General features: G+C 67.4%; 16 protein-coding genes and 1 pseudogene. 8 read left to right on the forward strand and 9 right to left on the reverse strand.

The window, feature by feature from the left end:
• Nucleotides 1-40: 40 nt before the first annotated feature.
• The 3 genes from AB0H57_RS26295 to AB0H57_RS26305 form a co-directional block, all read right to left on the reverse strand.
• Nucleotides 41-406: a VOC family protein gene (locus AB0H57_RS26295; RefSeq protein ID WP_357510869.1), complete on the reverse strand. Its 366-nt coding sequence runs from the start codon at nucleotides 404-406 to the stop codon at nucleotides 41-43.
• A gap of 526 nt (nucleotides 407-932) precedes the next feature.
• The gene (locus AB0H57_RS26300; RefSeq protein ID WP_357510871.1) at nucleotides 933-1,118 is read right to left on the reverse strand and encodes a hypothetical protein; all 186 of its coding nucleotides are present in this window, start codon (nucleotides 1,116-1,118) and stop codon (nucleotides 933-935) included.
• A gap of 67 nt (nucleotides 1,119-1,185) precedes the next feature.
• A complete protein-coding gene (locus AB0H57_RS26305; RefSeq protein ID WP_357510873.1) occupies nucleotides 1,186-1,386 on the reverse strand; it encodes an MbtH family protein in 201 nt (66 codons plus the stop codon).
• A gap of 369 nt (nucleotides 1,387-1,755) precedes the next feature.
• Here AB0H57_RS26305 and AB0H57_RS26310 point away from each other — a divergent pair, with 369 nt between their 5' ends.
• The 4 genes and pseudogenes from AB0H57_RS26310 (at nucleotide 1,756) to AB0H57_RS26325 (ending at nucleotide 5,088) form a co-directional block, all read left to right on the forward strand.
• Entirely contained in the window at nucleotides 1,756-2,163 is a 408-nt protein-coding gene (locus tag AB0H57_RS26310) for a nuclear transport factor 2 family protein (protein WP_357510875.1), read from the forward strand.
• 292 nt (nucleotides 2,164-2,455) lie between these two features.
• Nucleotides 2,456-3,636: pseudogene (locus tag AB0H57_RS26315) on the forward strand (IS256 family transposase); the annotation flags it as partial.
• Between the two features lie 490 nt (nucleotides 3,637-4,126).
• Nucleotides 4,127-4,711 carry a hypothetical protein gene (locus AB0H57_RS26320; RefSeq protein WP_357510877.1) on the forward strand — a complete coding sequence of 195 codons (585 nt, stop codon included), beginning with the start codon at nucleotides 4,127-4,129 and terminating at the stop codon, nucleotides 4,709-4,711.
• A complete protein-coding gene (locus AB0H57_RS26325; RefSeq protein WP_357510879.1) occupies nucleotides 4,708-5,088 on the forward strand; it encodes a hypothetical protein in 381 nt (126 codons plus the stop codon). The genes AB0H57_RS26320 and AB0H57_RS26325 overlap by 4 nt, the downstream gene beginning before the upstream one ends.
• A gap of 183 nt (nucleotides 5,089-5,271) precedes the next feature.
• Here the strand turns inward: AB0H57_RS26325 and AB0H57_RS26330 are convergent, their stop codons facing one another.
• The 3 genes from AB0H57_RS26330 to AB0H57_RS26340 form a co-directional block, all read right to left on the reverse strand.
• Complete coding sequence (locus AB0H57_RS26330) at nucleotides 5,272-6,282, reverse strand: hypothetical protein (protein WP_357510881.1); 1,011 nt, start codon at nucleotides 6,280-6,282, stop codon at nucleotides 5,272-5,274.
• Nucleotides 6,283-7,076: 794 nt separating this feature from the next.
• Nucleotides 7,077-7,409, reverse strand: a complete 333-nt coding sequence (locus tag AB0H57_RS26335) for an L-rhamnose mutarotase (RefSeq protein WP_357510883.1) — start codon at nucleotides 7,407-7,409, stop codon at nucleotides 7,077-7,079.
• On the reverse strand, nucleotides 7,406-7,951 hold the full coding sequence (locus AB0H57_RS26340) for an aldo/keto reductase (RefSeq protein ID WP_357510885.1): 546 nt from the start codon (nucleotides 7,949-7,951) through the stop codon (nucleotides 7,406-7,408). The genes AB0H57_RS26335 and AB0H57_RS26340 overlap by 4 nt, the downstream gene beginning before the upstream one ends.
• Before the next feature lie 447 nt (nucleotides 7,952-8,398).
• Between AB0H57_RS26340 and AB0H57_RS26345 the strand changes: the two genes are divergently transcribed.
• Entirely contained in the window at nucleotides 8,399-10,987 is a 2,589-nt protein-coding gene (locus AB0H57_RS26345; protein ID WP_357510887.1) for a right-handed parallel beta-helix repeat-containing protein, read from the forward strand.
• A gap of 695 nt (nucleotides 10,988-11,682) precedes the next feature.
• Here AB0H57_RS26345 and AB0H57_RS26350 read toward each other — a convergent pair.
• The 3 genes from AB0H57_RS26350 to AB0H57_RS26360 all read right to left on the reverse strand — a co-directional run bounded on the left by AB0H57_RS26350 (nucleotide 11,683) and on the right by AB0H57_RS26360 (nucleotide 14,326).
• Nucleotides 11,683-12,795, reverse strand: coding sequence for a hypothetical protein (locus AB0H57_RS26350; RefSeq protein WP_357510889.1), 1,113 nt, complete (start codon nucleotides 12,793-12,795; stop codon nucleotides 11,683-11,685).
• 122 nt (nucleotides 12,796-12,917) lie between these two features.
• Nucleotides 12,918-13,622: a hypothetical protein gene (locus AB0H57_RS26355; RefSeq protein ID WP_357510891.1), complete on the reverse strand. Its 705-nt coding sequence runs from the start codon at nucleotides 13,620-13,622 to the stop codon at nucleotides 12,918-12,920.
• Nucleotides 13,623-13,837: 215 nt separating this feature from the next.
• On the reverse strand, nucleotides 13,838-14,326 hold the full coding sequence (locus tag AB0H57_RS26360; RefSeq protein WP_357510893.1) for a hypothetical protein: 489 nt from the start codon (nucleotides 14,324-14,326) through the stop codon (nucleotides 13,838-13,840).
• Nucleotides 14,327-14,720: 394 nt separating this feature from the next.
• Between AB0H57_RS26360 and AB0H57_RS26365 the strand changes: the two genes are divergently transcribed.
• The 3 genes from AB0H57_RS26365 to AB0H57_RS26375 all read left to right on the forward strand — a co-directional run bounded on the left by AB0H57_RS26365 (nucleotide 14,721) and on the right by AB0H57_RS26375 (nucleotide 17,160).
• Complete coding sequence (locus tag AB0H57_RS26365; RefSeq protein WP_357510895.1) at nucleotides 14,721-15,932, forward strand: hypothetical protein; 1,212 nt, start codon at nucleotides 14,721-14,723, stop codon at nucleotides 15,930-15,932.
• A gap of 148 nt (nucleotides 15,933-16,080) precedes the next feature.
• Nucleotides 16,081-16,578, forward strand: coding sequence for a DUF1877 family protein (locus AB0H57_RS26370; protein WP_357510897.1), 498 nt, complete (start codon nucleotides 16,081-16,083; stop codon nucleotides 16,576-16,578).
• Nucleotides 16,579-16,803: 225 nt separating this feature from the next.
• Nucleotides 16,804-17,160, forward strand: coding sequence for a VOC family protein (locus tag AB0H57_RS26375; protein ID WP_357510899.1), 357 nt, complete (start codon nucleotides 16,804-16,806; stop codon nucleotides 17,158-17,160).
• Nucleotides 17,161-17,409 lie beyond the last annotated feature (249 nt).

Below are 17,409 nucleotides of genomic sequence, written 5' to 3' on the forward strand. Positions count from 1 at the left end.
CGCAAAACGCTGCGCACCGCTTACCGATCCGTTGGCCGCCCTACGGCCAGGAGAGGCAGAAGGTGTGGCCGGCCGGATCCGCGTAGACCCGGAACCCCTTCCGTGCGGCCGGATCATCGACCGCCTTCAACAGCCGCCCGCCCAACTTGAGCGTCTTCTCGTGCGCGGCCTCGAGGTCCTCGAGGTAGAAGTCGAGGTGGACCTGCTGTGACGGTCCGCCGTCGGGCCACACGGGTGGCACATGATCGGGCGCGAGCTGGACCGCCAGGTGCCAGTCGCCGTCGACCCAGACGTTGTGCCAGGTGTCCTTCGCCTCGACGGAGCCGTCCAGGAGTCCCGCCCAGAACGCGCTCTCTGCCTCGATATTGGCTGCCTCGAAAACGATCGTCCGACGCTTGAAATTCACAAGGCCCCACCCTTTCTGGCTGATTTGTAGGTCCGTCCGCCTGATGTCGAATTCCGCCCGCTCATTCTCGCCGCTCCGGCGGCACCGTGACGGCCCCCGGTTCAGGTGACTACGCCGGTCCGGCCGACGTTGCCTACGTTCGACCGGACGCTCGTGGAGGTGAATCGTGACTAGCACCAGCTACACCCCAGACTTGGTCTTCGAACGGCAGGTCGCTTCGGAGGCGCCGGGGGATTCAGCCGAGCCGCTGCCGGGCGGAACGGTATTCGGCAGCGTCTTCACCGATCACATGGTCACCATCGGCTACCGGCCAGGCGAGCAATGGCACGACGCCAAGGTGGAGCGGTTCGGGTCGCTGACGGTGTCGCCGGCGGCCGCCGTGCTGCACTACGGCCAGGCGATCTTCGAGGGGCTCAAGGCATACCGCGCGCCGGACGACCGCGTCCCGTTGTTCCGACCGGACGCGAACGCCGCGAGGTTCCGCCAATCGGCCCGCCGCCTGGCCATGCCCGAAATTCCCAGTGAGCTATTCATCCGGGCCGTGGAGGCGCTGGTCGCCGCCGATCGTCAATGGGTGCCACCGACCGATGGAGGCCGCCAACCGCGCCGCGTCGAGCCCGCCGGCCGACCGGTAGCGCAGCCTCCCGTCCTGCAGCCACAGCTGCACGCCGGCCAGGCGCAGTTCTTCCAGGAAATCCGTGATAGCAAGCACAGGCTGCCCGTTCTTTACGCGCTCAGCGGGCGCTGAGCGGACGCAGGTCGGTCCAGTAGCGCTCGACTTAGTCCAGGCACGCCTTTCGGCTGTCCTCGCCGTGCACGATCTGCCAGCCGGCAGGCACCGCCCGGCGGCTCGGCCACAGCGAGTGCTGCTCCTGGTCGTTGGCGAGCACCAGGAAACGGCCCTCCGGGTCGTCGAACGGGTTGATGTCATCGACTCCTTTGCAGCAGCGGCTCACCGGACGTGGCCTCGTCAACTCCATCCCCGCTTCGTGTGACATCACGCCGGCAGGTCGCTTGGATAGCGTCCGGATAATTGCGCTTAGGAGGTACGCATGACCGCCACGGGTGTGGTCCACGCTGACCGGCACGGACTTGACGAGAACGCTGATGGGTAGGGCACGGGTCACCAACCCGTCGGGGGCGGGACTCGCGCTTTCACCTCGCGGACGTGGCCGCGTACGGCAATTGCAAGAGGTCGGCGCACTTCCGCGAGCTCGGCGACGTCTTATTGGCATCAAGATCCACAAGATCGGCTACAAGAAGCACATCCTGTTCACGGACCGGAACTTCGGTCTCTACGTCTTCGACATCTGATCACGCACCGACCACCGCACCCGCCAGGAGCCCGCATGAGCACCACCGTTCAGCCACCCGACGAGCAGGTGACCACGGAGCTGCACGCCATCGAGCGACGCCGGCAACGAGCGCTCGTCGACGTGGATCTGGAGACACTCGATGACCTCTTCGACGACACGCTCGTACACACCCACGCGCACGGCATCACCCACACCAAGACGCAGTTGCTGGAGCACACCGCCAACCGCCGGCCCTACCTCCGCATCACCCGCGGCGAGATCACCATCCGACTCATCGGCGACGTCGCGGTCATGACCGGCCCGCTCACCAACCTGCTACGAACACCCGACGGCGGTCAACGCACCCTCGCCGGCGTGGCCACCCAGGTCCTGCGCCGCGACAACCACCGTGGCTGGCGGTTCGTCACCTTCCAGATGACACCCTACAGCGAGCAGACCTGACCCGAGCTGCCCTCAGGGCCAACACCGCCGCCTGACCTTCATCTGTCCACATCGGGTATCTGAGTTTGATTCACGTTGTTACTCAGTCTTCCTCAATATAGCCTCCTACCCGCATAGACACTCCTCGCCAATCGCTCATTGTCACTCTTCATGAAGCGTAATCGAGGGGACTGTAAAACGAACGGTGTAACTCCTGATCAAGGAGCAGCACCTGATGACGGATGTCGTGATCACCGAGGTCGATACTGACCAGGTGGCGAAGCGTGGGCCGGCGCGGCCGGTAGGAGACGGGATCGACGATCAACTGGTCGCCCAAGTGGTGGAGCAGGCCCGGGCGGCTGGTTTGCAGTTGACCGGCGAGGGTGGGCTGTTGCAGCAGCTGACCAAGCGGGTCCTGGAAGCCGCTCTGGACGGTGAGATCACTGACCATCTGGGCTATGACAAGGGCGACCCGGCAGGGAACAACGGCGGGAACTCCCGCAACGGGGTGCGAGGCAAGACGGTGCTGACCGAGGTCGGCCCGGTGCAGATCGAGGTGCCCCGCGACCGTGATGGCAGCTTCGAGCCGCAGATCGTGCGCAAGCGTCAGCGCCGGTTGTCCGGGGTCGAGGACATGGTGATCTCCCTGTCGGCCAAGGGATTGACCACCGGGGAGATCCAGGCCCACCTGGCCGAGGTGTATGGCGCCGACGTGTCCCGGCAGACGATCTCCACGATCACCGACAAGGTCGTTGAGGGCATGACCGAGTGGCAGAACCGGCCCCTCGACGCGGTCTACCCGGTGATTTTCCTCGACGCGGTGCACGTGAAGATTCGCGATGGGAAGGTCGCCAACCGGCCGATCTACGTGGCCCTGGCCGTCACGGTCGACGGCAACCGGGACATTCTCGGACTCTGGGCCGGCGACGGTGGTGAGGGCGCGAAGTTCTGGCTCAGCGTGCTCACCGAACTGAAGAACCGCGGGTCGCCGACGCGTGCATGGTGGTCTGCGACGGTCTCAAAGGTCTGCCCGACGCGATCGGGCAGACCTGGCCCGAGGCAGTCGTGCAGACCTGCATCATCCACCTGCTGCGGGCGTCGTTCCGCTACGCTGGCCGGCAGCACTGGGACGCCATCGCCAAGGCCCTGAAGCCCGTCTACACGGCGGCGACCGAGGCTGCGGCCAGGGAACGCTTCACGGAGTTCGCACAGGCGTGGGGCACGAAGTATCCGGCGATCATTCGGTTGTGGGAGCAGGCCTGGGCGGAGTTCGTGCCGTTCCTGGCCTTCGACGCGGAGATCCGCACCGTCATCTGCTCGGCCAACGCGATCGAGTCCGTCAACGCCCGGATCCGCCGAGCCGTGCGGGCCCGCGGTCACTTCCCTAACGAGGGCGCCGCCCTCAAGTGCGTCTACCTCGCCGTGATGAGCCTGGACCCGACCGGGCAGGGCCGCCGGCGTTGGACCATGCGCTGGAAACCCGCCCTGAACGCTTCGAGATGGCCTTCGAAGGCCGCCTGTCCGCAGGCCGAAAGTAGCCCTCAACAAGCCGGGTTACACCGTTCGTTTGACAGACCCCGCCCTCGGGCTGCACCTGTCCTACACCCCGGAAACACAAACGGTGCGGGCAAGTGTTGACCTTGCCGCGCACCGTTGGGATTCAGTTCGTGTCCGAGGGGCGACGGCATCCGGACATCCATGGTCGTCATCAGAGATGACCTGCAACTGGTGCTCCAGTAGCGAGCGACAACCGGCTGGGGATGTCGTTGGTGATCGGTTCGTGTGCCAGGATCGACACGAACCGATCCTCAACTCGGATTGCGCGTTCACGGCGCCATCCTGATCGGCGGATAGCAAGCCTATCTGCCCGTGGGCCCGGGCTGTCAGCCCGGGCCCACGTCGCTCGGACCGGTGGGCGTTGTCAGCTCGCGGATGGGATGGCCGGCGGCTGTCGTGGGCCCTCCGCTCGGATGAGGGTGCCGAGGTGGTGACCTGCTTCGATGGCGTTGATGGGTTGTCCCGCGAGGCGGCTGAACAGGATGTCGAGCGGATAACGGGCCAGCACGTGGTAGCGGGCCAGGTACATGGCGACTGCGGTGGCCGGATGGCCGCATACGGGTGCGAGCAGGGCGTAGGCCAGGACTTGGTCGACCAGAGCTTCAAGGTGGTGGGCGCCGTCGAGGTGGCCCGTCTTGAGTTCGACGATGGTGGTGCCGGCGAGGAAGTCGGCGATCCGCAGTCCATCCAGGAGTTGAAGCGAGGCGGTGGCGCGTCCGTAGCCGCGCAGTGTGTCGCGGAAGCCGCTGATGTAGCTGGCCCAGAAGGCGGCGAAGGCAGGGCGCGCGGCGCGCGCTGCGGTCGCGTACGCGGTGATGGCGCGGCGGTCGCGCAGCGCGGCTTGAATCGCGTGCCGGGCCTGGTCGGGTGTCGCCGGACGGAGCGCGTGAACTGCCCGGTCGAGGTCGGGCAGCAGGTTGCCCGCGGTGAACAGTCGAGCGCCGGGGATGTGGTCGGCGGTCTTGCGCCATGGCCCCTCGGCGGCCTCGGTGGTAGGCGCGTATCGAGGTGACCCGGCGCGGTTTCGACAGCATCCCCCACAAGGTCAAAGACATGATCCTGGGATCGCCACTGCAAGCCGACCGCCCGCACGTCACCGAGGCCGTTGTCGCCCTGATCGTGGACAAAGCGTGGCAGGGGTTTCAGGCCGCAGCGTTCGCGGGGGCTCCGCTGCTCGACCTCATCTCCAACGAAGAAGCCTTACGCGCGCTACGAATACTCGCCGTGTTCATCTGCCCCGCACCAGCACAACACCCCGCAGTACGGCAACACGCCCTTAAGCCACTCGGAGAAGACGCCACCAAGATCCTCACCGACCAGACCAAGACCCGGCTTGCAGACCTGTTCACTGACTGGCGATCCGACGGCGCCGCCCTGCCAGGCGAATAGCTGCGGCAAGCTCTACCCGAGCGCCCGGCGGCACTCGTCGAGGGAGCTGTGCCACTCCCCCACGGCGACCGGCGGCCACCGAGAGCAGCACCAGAGCGACCTGGCCAATCGGAATATCGGATGGGCCCGTCGTCGCCCCTCCAGCACGACGCCCGGATGATGCTCGTGGTGCCAGCGAACCCTCTACGGCCGCGTCTGCCCGACGACCACTTCGCGCCCGAAGCCCACGCCGCTTGTGAAGCCGGGATCAACGTCGCGGTGGTCAACCACGACGCGTTGACCCGCGACGACCCGCACCGCGCCGCCGCAGCCGTGCCCGCCGGCGGCGTCGCGGTCTACCGCGGATGGTTGCTCCGCAGCGACCGGTACGCCGCCTTCGCCGAAGCCCTCACCGTCCGCGGCGTGTCCCTCCGCACCATCCCTGGTTGCAGCATGCCGGTGGGCTACGGGTCGAGGCAGTACTCCGCGACCGGGGGCGTCCGACGGTTCGCCGGGACCACTCTGCCGATCCACTGGAAGAGACTGAGTTGCATCCCCCGGGGCCTGAGCTGGCAGATCCGGCCGCCCGCCCGCCAGCTCGCTCGGGGCCATGCTCTCCATCCTGGGTGGATAGCCGGTCGAGGCGACAATCGCGTAGCCATCGTTGACGCTCACCACGAGCACAGAGCGCTTCGGCTTCGCGTCGGTGTTTCCGAGGTTCATCCGCGTCAGACCGTCCACCACACGTCCGACGGCGATCCGGGACAGGCTGTAGCGCGGCCAACCGGACTCGGCGAGCCCTTCCTCGACGACCAGAGCCGCGAGCACGATGATCGCGACGATCGCGATGCCCCGGCGATGCCGCGCCAGCCGGCGACGGCCCCAAATCCACCCGAGGCTCACCAGGAACGCGATGAGCTGCAACAGCAGGTAGTTCAACGGAACGAAGATCGCGAATCCAGCGGCGAGGCCGGCCGCCGCCCAGTTGGTGGCACGGAGGGTCCAGCCCAGCCAGCCGCGTTGCCGGGCGAGGTAGACGAGCGACGCCGCGATGGTCGGCAGGAACAGCGGCAGCAGCAGCGCCGTCAGGCCGAGCGGGTTCCCCTCCTGCACGATTGAACGAAGAAGGGCGTGCTGACCGGTCAACGACAGCAGAAGCAGCACCAGCAGCAGCGGGAGCGCCGTCAGCACGGCCGGCATCAGGTCGTCGGCCACGCTCGTCCGATCCGGGGCGTAGCTGACGGTACTGCTGCTGACACTGCTCCTGTTGCTGATGCTGCTGTCAACGTACACGTCGCCGGCGGCGTGGACGTGCATCGTCCTGGGCGCGTCGCCGCCCGCCTGAGCCGTGGATCCGGCCCGGCGTCGCCTGCGCCGTGGCCTGGGAGCTGGCATCACGCGAAGGTACCGAGCTTCGCCGGCGAGGTTCCCGTTGTGTCGTCCATGCGATCCATGCCGGGGCAGACCCGCCGGCCGGCGGAACCGAATGAATCGGCGAGAGATTGCTCCGCGGTCGTGTCGATCCCTGGGCCAGCCGTTCGACCGCCGTCAACCGGCTCGACAGGGCGATCACGACACGGGACGCGAACTAGTTGCGGACTGACACCACGGAGCGCGGCGTGACCAACCGCGGGAAACGGCGAAGCCTAGGTCAATGACCTGGGCTTCTGCACCGAGCCGCCTGACGGAAGCGAACCGTCGACCTACGCATTACGAGCGTCACGGTCTCGGGTTTGTCGTTCGTCGTCAGATCATCGCATCGACCTGCACAAACGCCACCTACGCATGATCATCAGTTCTCACTAATTGTCAGCCTTGGGATGGGTTTTCGGGGGGTAAACGGGGGGCACCGCTCGGGTGTCCCAACAGGTTCGGGCACCCGGTGGCGCAGGTTCGTGCCTGCCCCTACTCCATTCTGCGCGCCCACCCCGCGTCTCGGCGCTGACCTGCGCATTCGCCGGCCCTTGGAGCACTCCATCGACCCCGGCGGAGTCTGCGGACGCGGCGCCTCAGCTCTCGAGCTGTTTGCTCAAGTCCCACACCTCGTGTGCCACGAGCGCCAGGGGCGTCCCGTCGTCGTCCGTCGGCTGCTCGAGATGCTTGCCGATGTGCGTCTGCCACGCATGTTCCGCCGGCATCCGCGACAACGTGGCGCTCGCGGACTGCCAGTCCTTGCACTCGACAACGTGGAAGAGGTCGCGTCCGCTGCGCCAGATCCGCCATCCGGAGATGCCCACGTCGCGGAAGGCCGCTACGAGGTCCTTGGGAATGCGGGCGTGGTCGCGTTTGTACTCCGCCTCGTGCCCCTTCCTCAACCGGGTGCGCAGGGCGACGATCATCATCGCCCGCCCCCTGCCCCGGTGCCGAGCCTGCCAGCGGGGCGCAGCATCTGCCGTTCCTCGAGTTCGCGCCAAAGGTCCGGCGGCGTCTCGACGGCAAGGAGCTGGAGGTTGCGGCTGACCTGCTCAGGAGTCCGCATGCCGACCGTGACGTCGACGATCGCCGGATGCTGCAGCGGGAACGCCAGTGCCGCCGCTGGCAGGGAGACACCGTGGGACTCGCAGACCGTCGCCAGGTCGCGGGCGCGCTGGAGCAGCTGCGGTGAAGCCTGCCGGTAGTCGTACTTCGCGTCGGACGGCACCTGCTCACGCGCCAGCAAGCCGGAGTTGAACACACCGACGGCGACCACCGACTTGCCCGTCGCGATAGCAGCTGGCAGCACGTCGTCGCCTGCGCCCTGCTCGAGCAGCGTGTAGCGCCCCGCGAGCATGACGACATCGACGTCGGTCTCCCGCAGGAAGCGGGCCAACATCCGGGACTGGTTCATCCCGACGCCGACCGCGCCTACCACGCCCTGCTCGCGCAGCTCCACCAGCGCCGGCACCGCCTCGCTGGAGGCCTCTTCCCCGGACTGGCCTCCAGCCCGAACGGGCAGCCAACGGCGGACCGTCAGGTCCGGCCCCCACGCGCCGCACTGCGCATCAACCCCGAGGACGACAGCGCGATGGACTGGTAGCAGCTACCGGCGCGTCGAGCTCGGCGCGACGTGCCCTCAGGTACACAGCGCACCTGCGCGAGGAACCGATTCGGCCTGCCTCATGTACACGCCTGGATCAGCTGCAGGAGAGAGGGGCTTCCTGAGATCCACACCTACACATATGGTCATACGTATGACTACTTGTCGATCGGGCGTAGGTGAGCCGCCGCGCCGCACCCATGGAGGGACAAAGACATGACGACAGACTCACGTTCGCGGGGAGCGCCTCCCCGTACCCGCGCCGCCAAAGCGACAGCCGCTGCTGCAGCAAGTGTTGCGGCTCTGGCTGTGGGAGTGGCAGCTGCCCCGGGAGCCTCAGCTGCGCCCGCCGCGAAGCCCCGCATCTTCTACGCCTCGCCTGAGGGCCGGGACCTAGGTCGGTGCCAGGAGCAGCACCCCTGCTCCCTCGCCCAGGCACAGGAGGTCGTACGCCACGAGGCCGCCAAGGGCAAGGGCGACGTCACCGTCGTCCTTGCCGACGGCGTGTACCGCATCGACAAGCCGCTGGAGTTCCGGGTCGAGGACGGCGGCCGCGACGGGCACACCGTGCGGTGGACCGCTGCTCCGGGCGCCCATCCCGTCATCTCCGGCGGCAGGCAGGCGTCCGGCTGGCAGACCTACGACCAGTCCGCCGGCATCTACGTCGCGGACATCCCGGTCGGCCTGGACACCCGACAGCTCTACGTCAACGGCAAGATCGCCCAGCGGGCGTCAAAGCGGCTGGCGCTCTCGGACGTGAAGCTCACCGCCACGGGCATGACGCTCGAGAACCCCGCCCTCGCCTACCTGGCTGACGTGCCCGGGCAGAACCGCATCGAGTTCGAGGCGCTCGGGGACTTCACCGACCGCTACTCCCCCGTGCAGAGCATCGAGGGACGCACCGTCACGATGGCCCAGCCCGCCTGGGACAACAACACATGGGGCTGGGACACCGCGCAGTTCGCTCTGCTCGGAGCGCCCACCTGGTACCTCGTGAACTCGCTCAGCTTCCTCGACGAGATCGGCGAATGGTACGCCGACCCGGCCGCCGGCAAGCTGTACTACAAGCCCGCTGCGGGCGTGGACCCCGACGACCTCAAGGTCGAGGTCCCGCAGCTCGAGTCCCTCGTGAGCATCGGCGGCACCTACGACGAGCCGGTCACGAACCTCGAGCTCAGCGGTCTCGAGTTTACCGGGACCTCCTGGCTCGGACCTTCCACCCACGGCTACGCGAACCAGCAGAACGGCGCCTACCTACGCAACGCGGTCGAGTACCGCCCGGCCGACTCCTTCACGAGCTGCAGCCGCGGGTGCGAGCAGTTCGAGCGCACCCGGAACATGTGGTTCCAAGAGCCGGCCGCCGTGCAGGTCTCCGCGGCCAGCGACATCACCCTCAGCCGCAACGTCTTCACCAACCTCGGGTCCACCGCCCTGGGCATCGGCAACGACGCCAACGCACACACCACCGGCGTGGGACTCGGTGCCAGCGACGTCCGCGTGCTCGCCAACACGTTCTACGAGATCGGCGGTCACGGAATCGCCGTGGGCGGCGTGCGTGCCGATGCGCACCACCCGAGTGACCCGCGCATGACCAACCAGGACATCTCCCTGCGCGACAACACCGTCAACCGCGTGTCGGTGGAGTACAAGGACAACTCCGGCATCCTGAGCACCTACGTGACCCGAGCGCAGATCGTCCACAACGAGGTCGCCAACGTCGCCTACGACGGCATCGACACCGGCTACGGCTGGGGCATCAACGACCCCGGCGGCTCCCAGGACTACGTGAACCGCGGCTACTACAAGTACAACCCGCTGTACACGACTCCCACCACGCTCAAAGACAACCTCGTCTCGGGCACCCTCGTCCACAACACCAAGGCCCGCTTCGCCGACGGCGGCAACCTCTACAACCTGTCCGCCAGCCCTGGCACCGTCGTCGAGCGCAACTACCTCTACAACGCCTCCGGAGTCGGCCTCTACCTCGACGAGGGCACCCGCCACACCACCTACCGGCACAACGTGCTCGACGGCACCAACCCCTGGGTTTTCACCAACGCCTACGGACCCAACAACACCGCCGACAACACTCTGCAGGAGAACTGGCTCAACTCCGGAGGAGCACAAATCCCGAACGCCGCGTCCCGCAACAACCGCCTCATCGGCAACGTCACCGTCAGCGGTGCCAATTGGCCCGACGCCGCCTGGGACGTCATCTGCTCGGCTGGCGTCGCTCCCGAGTACCGGACCGCGCTGAACGCGAACCTGTTCGGCCTCTACGAGCGCTGCGGGCAGGCTAGCGGCAAGGTCGCACAGCCGCTGCAGACCGACGGCCGCTCTGCTGCCACCTCGACCTTCACGCAGTCCGGGTCGCACTTCGGCATCTCAGCCGCCGGGGCCGATGTCTGGGGCGGCGGCGGACAGCGCGACGACCAGTACGGGGCCATCTACGCCGAGGATGCCGTCGTCGCCGGCGAGAGCATCTCCGCCCGCGTCGACGTCGTCAACGACGCCAACCGCTTCGCCAAGAGCGGCGTCATGCTGAGGAACGACGTGACCGCCGCAGGCGTCTCCCCGGGATACGCGGTCGTGGCAGTCACCCCCCGAGCCGGCGTCCTGTTCGAGTGGGACGCCAACGGGGACGGCTACCTCGAGTCCGAGGCACGGGCCGACGTCGACACCTACAGGCCGCTCTGGGTGAAGCTGACCCGCACCACCAACGGGGTCAGCGCAGCCTACTCCTTCGACGGCGTCAACTACCGGCAGGTCGGCACCGAGGTGCCGCTTCCCGGAGCGGCCGCGGCCCAGGACGGCGCGATCTTCAGCACGTCGCACGACAAGTCCCGGTCCCGCATCAACGTCTTCAGCGAGGTCGCGCTCGGCGGCCCGCTGGTGACAGGCTGACGCCGCCACCACCACCTACCCTGCGCTCGCCGCGCACCTGTTGGCGACGGGCAGCTGTAGCCGAGGCCCAGCGGAGGAGTGTGCCGGCTTGGGTGAACTGGCGGAAACAGGTCGTGAGACAACTAACCACGATTGGCGGGCGGCCTGACCTTCGCGCTGCTGCCGCTCCGCATCGTAGTCCCGGCTGGGCCGACAGCGGGACTCTGACGCCCTCCCCGACCCTCGTACGCGAGGCGGGGAGGGCGTCCTGGTGGCTCCAGGTCGCGTGCACCGACAGTCGAAGAGCAAACGTGTCGGCTCCGCCTGAAACCTCAGCCAGTGTGTGAAGCAGGACGCCGCACCGACTTTGACCTGCGGAAACGAGAACTTGCAGGTCGGGCTGGGTGCAGTTGGATGCCGTTCAGGGCCGTTGCACGCTGTTCAACGCCGTTCAGTGCACCCGTCTGCTCCCATCCCGCTCCCCCAATCTCGGCACGACACCGCCCGCGGCTGACCGCCGGACACGGTCGGGTCTGCTGCCGCCCAGGCCGGCACCGGTGTGGCTGCCGGATGTGCCGTGTCAGGCCAGCAGCTGCGATGCAGTCGCTGACTTCGCGTCACCGCATCCAGCAGCTCCCAATTCGATCCCGGAGAACGCCTGTCAGCCAGCTCCCCGCTCGTGTGCGGGTGACATGCCGCCCCGGCAGGGGCCACTGCTACCAGTACGCCTCGTCGTCCCACGGCTCGAAGTCGATGAACTCCAGCGGATCGTCGAGTTTGTCCAGGCCCGGGAATCCCTCGGCGGAGAAGCGGCCACGTGACCACTCCAGCAAGGTGTCGGTCAGGTTGTGCGGCAGCGGTGGTCCTTGGTCGGCGTGGCGGGGGTTGACGATCAGCGGCCATTCGTCGGGGTTCCCATCGGTCAGCCACCCGAGCTCGTCACCGTCGATCGAGCTGGCGAAGGGGAGGAAGCCGCCAGGCTCGGGCCAGACCGGCAGCGGGTGGTACTGGGGGAAATTCGCGCGGAGGCTGCGATACCCGTCCAGCGACTCCGAGACATGGTGAACGAACCCGCGGCCGCCGGTGCGCAGCGGCGTCATGAACCGCAGCCACTGTGACCAGCATCCGGACCCATAGCGGTTCATCAGCGCCACGTACTCCGCGGCCAGACGCGTGCCCAACTCCTCGAACAACTCCTCCCACGTGCCGCCACCCAGATAGGGAGCCTCGGGTGGCGGCACGAGCAGACTCAACGCCGGCAACCCGCTGCCCTGCGCGAGCGCGGCCCGCCGCTGCGCCTCGGGCACCACTTCCGGTCGGGGCGCCGGCGGCCTCCACGGACCGGCGTCGGTGAGGAACGCCGTCCTCCGCACGGTCGCGGGCAGCGGACCGAGCCTCCCGCCGCCGGGCAACGCAATCCCGCTCTCGACGACTGCGACCAGCGTGTCCAACAACGGCATGTCGAAACTGCGCCACGGCTCGACCCCCTGATGGACGGCATCCTGATCGAAGATGACCACGGGCCACCGGTTGGGGTCCTCCGACACCGCGGTGTTCCAGAACAGGTAGCCGACGGAGCGGGTCATGCCCCAGGCGAGCAGACCCCCGGGCGCGGGATGAAACGCCGGCGGCTCATACGGCGGGGCGTCGCGGGAGGAGATGCGACAGTGCCGGTGGGTGTCGCGCAGCCAGGTGGCGTACTCGAAGCTCCCCTCCTGCGTGCAAGGAGTGTGAAGCCAGATGAACTCGCCGATGTCCAGCGGCCCGTAGGTGGACGCCAGCCACTTGTAGTCCTCGGGCAGTGAGAAGCCGAGCCAGGACTCGACCACGTCCCAGTCGACGGGCACCGCGCCGGCCGGAGGCGGACCGAAAGTTGAGGCGAAGGTCGAAGCATCCACGGGCGGATTGTGGCATCAAGACGATCCGGCATGCGCCCAGGGCGACGAGTTGATCAGGATCGTGGATCGTGCCGGGACCGCCGTAGCGACTGCGAAGGATCAGCGGACTCGATGTGGCGTAACTGTGCTGCGATCGCCCGCTGCTCATCGGGCAGGCCCTCCGGCTGGTGCAGCCACCAACCAGGGCCCCATCGCAGGACCTTGCCGTAGAGCGTCAGGATGAGGCCGGCTTCGAAGTCAGTGGCCGGGCGGCGTACCGCGCGCACAAGCGGGTCCTCGCCTACCCGCCCCTCGTAACGTCCCGCTCCTGGCACGTAATCGCTGCGGCACTCGGTGAAGCAGTCGAAGAAGACCCAGCCAGATCTGTCGGCTGGGGCGTAGCAGAGGACCCGTTTGTCGACGACGAGGCTCGACGACCCGTAGGCAGCTTCGACCTCGCTGCGACGCACATCCCGACCGTCGAACCGTTCGCGGAGACTAGCCGTGAGGCGCTTGAACTCGGCCGGGTCGACCAGACGCTCTGCCTGAAGGTAGCCGAGCGCGTGAAACTGCTCGGCGAAGACCGAGGCAACCTCGGCACGGCAGTCGTGCTCCGTGCCGAAGAGCGCGATGAAGGGGCCGGCCACACCAAGCCTGCCGTATCCCTGAAGCACCCCGAACACGACGTCGAGGTCCTGGTCACGCTCGTCCAGGAAGCACAGGTCAGAAAAAAGTCCCCTCGCCTGCCTGTCCAAGGCCTGCCCGTCGAGTGCCCACATGCCCGGCCTCGTCAAAAGCCGAGGCACCATGTCGAGCCACCGTTGCCGAAGTTCCGCTGCCGAACGCACCGGATCACGCTACCGGCTACGCCGTGGCCAGCCGGTCCCCACGAACTGTCCTCCGAGCTACCCGGAAAAGCTCAGGGTAAGCACTCGACCCATGGCAACCGCGCCGGTCGTCGGCCAGCTGGTGACCCGCCAGGATCGGCTCGGTTTCACTCCGGTAGGGATGGGTTGGCTAGCAGAACGACCTCGTCAGCCTCGACGTCGAAGCCGAGGACCGGATGGTGATAGTCGCCCTCGGGAGCCATCAACACCGGCTTGCCCAGCCTGCGCCCGATCACGGCGAAGAACCCGCACAGCATGTCCAGCCGCTCCTGGCCCTGCAACTCCCGTAGGTCGATGTCGAAGTCGATCTCAACCGCGCAGTACGGCCAGAAGTTGACCAGGACGTCCGGCACCGGCCACACCCGCAAGATCGGCAGCTCGTCGTCAGCAGCACGTGCCAGCACATCGGCTGCTGGAGGAAGCGGTACGACGGCATCACCCACGCAGTACTCCCACCTCCAGCCCTGCGTCTGGACCAGCTCGAACACCGCCTGCCAGTCCTCCACCGAGGCATCTTCGACACGTACGTCGGGCAACGCACCCATCAGGTTCGGGTCGAAGAAATTCTTGACGTCATCCCACACAAGCCCCCGCACCCCGTCATGCTGACTGACCCGCGGTGACGACGCAGCCCCGGTCATTGGCGGCGTACAGCACGAGGAAGCCCCTACGGGCTGGTGAAGGCCGATCCCGAGCAGGTGTACTCGCGCCGGCCCACCGAATCAGGCGCAATCCGGTCCTCTGGCCGCGACGGGTGCCCGCCTCAGCCGAGCGCCCCTTCGATCTTGTCGGTCAGGTCGAGAATGTCAGGGACGGCGTCCAACGCGGTGACCTCGACGAAGGCGAACCGCCGGCCCGGGCATCCGACGACACCAGCCCCGATCCGGGGGTGCGTCAGCGCCGGACGGCGCCCACGACCCCGGGGCTGATGGCTGCAGCGAACATCGAGGGGTACCCCGTGGTGGACTCGGCTCGTGGAGAATGCGGCGGGTGCGACTTGATTTGGACAGCGTCGACTGGGCGTCGTTGACGCATGCGTACGGAAGTGCCGAGGACGTGCCTGGCCTCATCCGTGATCTGCGGGTTTCCGACGACGAGGTCCGTCGCGCGGCAATGTACGAGTTGTACGGCAACATCTACCACCAGGGCACCCGCTACGAGGCCAGCGCATACGCGGTCCCATTCCTACTGGAGCTGCTGGCCGACCCCGCCACACCCGCACGACACGAAGTCACCCAGCTGCTCTCCTGCCTCGCTGTCGGCTACACGCCCTACGACCTACCCGCCACGGGCTTCCCCATCGCCGAAATCCGTAACCGGGTGTCCCAGGTCCCCGAGGAGACCTGGCGCCACTGGTCGCACGCGATGAAGGACTGGCACCAGGTCGTCAGCACAGGGCAGCGGCAGCCGCTTCCGCTCACCAAGCCCGAGCGGCGCCTGTTCGAGACCCGGCACGCGCTCGCCGCGTACGACGCCGTCCGCGCCGGCGTCCCACTGCTGTTGACATGCCTGGATGACGCAGACGCCGAGGTGGTCGGGGAGGCGATCCACGCCCTGGCCTGGTTCCCGGAGGACCTGACGTCGATCCGTCCCCGCCTGCTCGGCATCGCCTCCGACGAGCAACGCCCGGTGCAGATAGTGGGAGGTGCGCTGATCGCGTTGGGACTTCTCGGCGGCGCGTTGACGCAGCCTGTGGCTGACCTGTTGGAGAGGAACCTGGCGGGTACCGATCCCGACCTGAGGTGGGCGGCGGCCGTGGTGTGGGCGCAGCTGGCCGGTGAACAGATGCCGGAGCCGGCGATAGCTGAGCTACGCCGGTGGGCGGTCATCCGCCGACAGGAGACCAGAGAGACGATCTGGGGGGCGAGCCCCAGCCATGTGGCACTGGAAGTGCTCGACGCGTTCGCCGCGCCGGTGGCCGAGCAGGTGCGGTCGGACCTCGTCGCGGTGGTGCTCGCCGAGCAACCCACGTCGAACTGGCACAACCACTTCAACGTGGTGCTGGCATGCGCGTTCCCGCAGATGGAACCGGATCACGGCCGCGGCTTCGAGGAACTGACAGCGGCGCAGCGCGCGGTGGTCACCTGGCTCATCGACAACCCTCACGTGTTCGGCTCCTCAGGGCCTCAAGGCCCACTGCGCCAACACGGACTGCCGACGACCTATGAGGCGGTACGCGCCTACGCCAGCCCGGACGGGTAACAAACCGGGACGGGGAAGGTTCTGCATGTTGTTCGGCGACCGATCGTCGCCGCCGCCCCGAGCAGCCTCGGTCGAGACCGACACTCGGCCAGGGCCCCACGACGGGCAGCCGCCTGCTCGCCCGCGCAACGCAAGGAGTAACAGCCTCGTGAGCTTTTACATGCACCTGCGGGCCGCGGCCTCCAACGAAGTCCCGGAGGACTTCTCGTCGCTGCAGGACTTCATGTGGGCCGCCTGGGAGGCGCACGCGGAAGAGTACGTAGCCGGGATCGCCCGTTCCATCGAGAAGGACTTCGGCCACCTCAACGAGCTCTACATCATGGGCACGAACCAGGGTGACGCCACGAACGCCGCCAGCAGTCTGCCGATCTTCGGCGGCCGCCCCATCCACGACCCGGCGAAGGACCAACCACCGTTCGTCATCCTCAACCCCGCCGAGACGCGAGGAACGGCCGAGTTCCTCCGCACCGTCTCCTTCGACGAACGCTGGCAGATCGCCGGGACGAAACTCTCCCAGCCATACGTCGGCTGGGAGGAGAAGAACGCAGCCAGGAATATCTTCCTCGGCTACCACAACGACCTACGCACCTTCTACGAGCGGACCGCGCAAGCCGGACACGCTGTGATCAAGGCCTTTTGGCATTAGAGGCGCCCCGGGACCACCGCAGGCTTCTAACGGCGACCAACGCAACTCGCGACCATCGGCACGACCGCACGTCGAGCGCTCGGCACGTCCGTCACGCAACATGACGCTCGATCCGCGGCAAATGTGCGCACCGGCGGCCCGCCTGTGCCGAACCGGGACGCGCGGCGCGGCTGGTGGCGCCGATTGCGTTTGATGCCGGCTTGATTACGACCTACGGTGCTGCGAATGAGACTGCGTCACGTAACGATCGATTGCGCGGACCCGTACGAGCTGGCCACGTTCTGGTGCCGGTTGACCGGCTGGCCGATTTCCGGGATCGATCAGCCCGGCGACGACGAGGTGCTCGTCGAAGCGCTGGACCCGGTGCCGGGCCTGCTGTTCGTCCGGGTCCCCGAGCCGCGCTCGGCCAAGAACCGGGTCCACTTCGACTGGAAGCCCGACGGGCGGTCCCGCGACGAGGAGGTCGACCGGGCCGTCAGCCTCGGCGCCACGATCCACGAGGACCACCGCGGTCCCGAGGATCGCGGCTGGGTAACCCTGCGTGACCCCGAGGGCAATGAGTTTTGCATCGAACAGCATTGAATTCAGCAGCGGCCACCAAGACCGGATGCACGGTCATCGGCTATGACCGAGCGAATCGCGGCATGTCCGGATGTCAACGGGACGGCGTAGAGAGTGAAACTCGTCTGGGCCGCGCTCGCGACGACGGCCTGTCGCAGGGCGCGGCTAGAGTCCGGCCATGGCCGACTTCACGGGGGACAACCTGAGCGGCTCGCGTTTCGCAACGTGTCGACCTGGCCGATGCCGAGTTCCGTGCCGTCGACCTCTCCC

Origin of the sequence: Micromonospora sp. NPDC050686 (assembly GCF_040654475.1) — a bacterium.
GTDB lineage: Bacteria > Actinomycetota > Actinomycetes > Mycobacteriales > Micromonosporaceae > Micromonospora.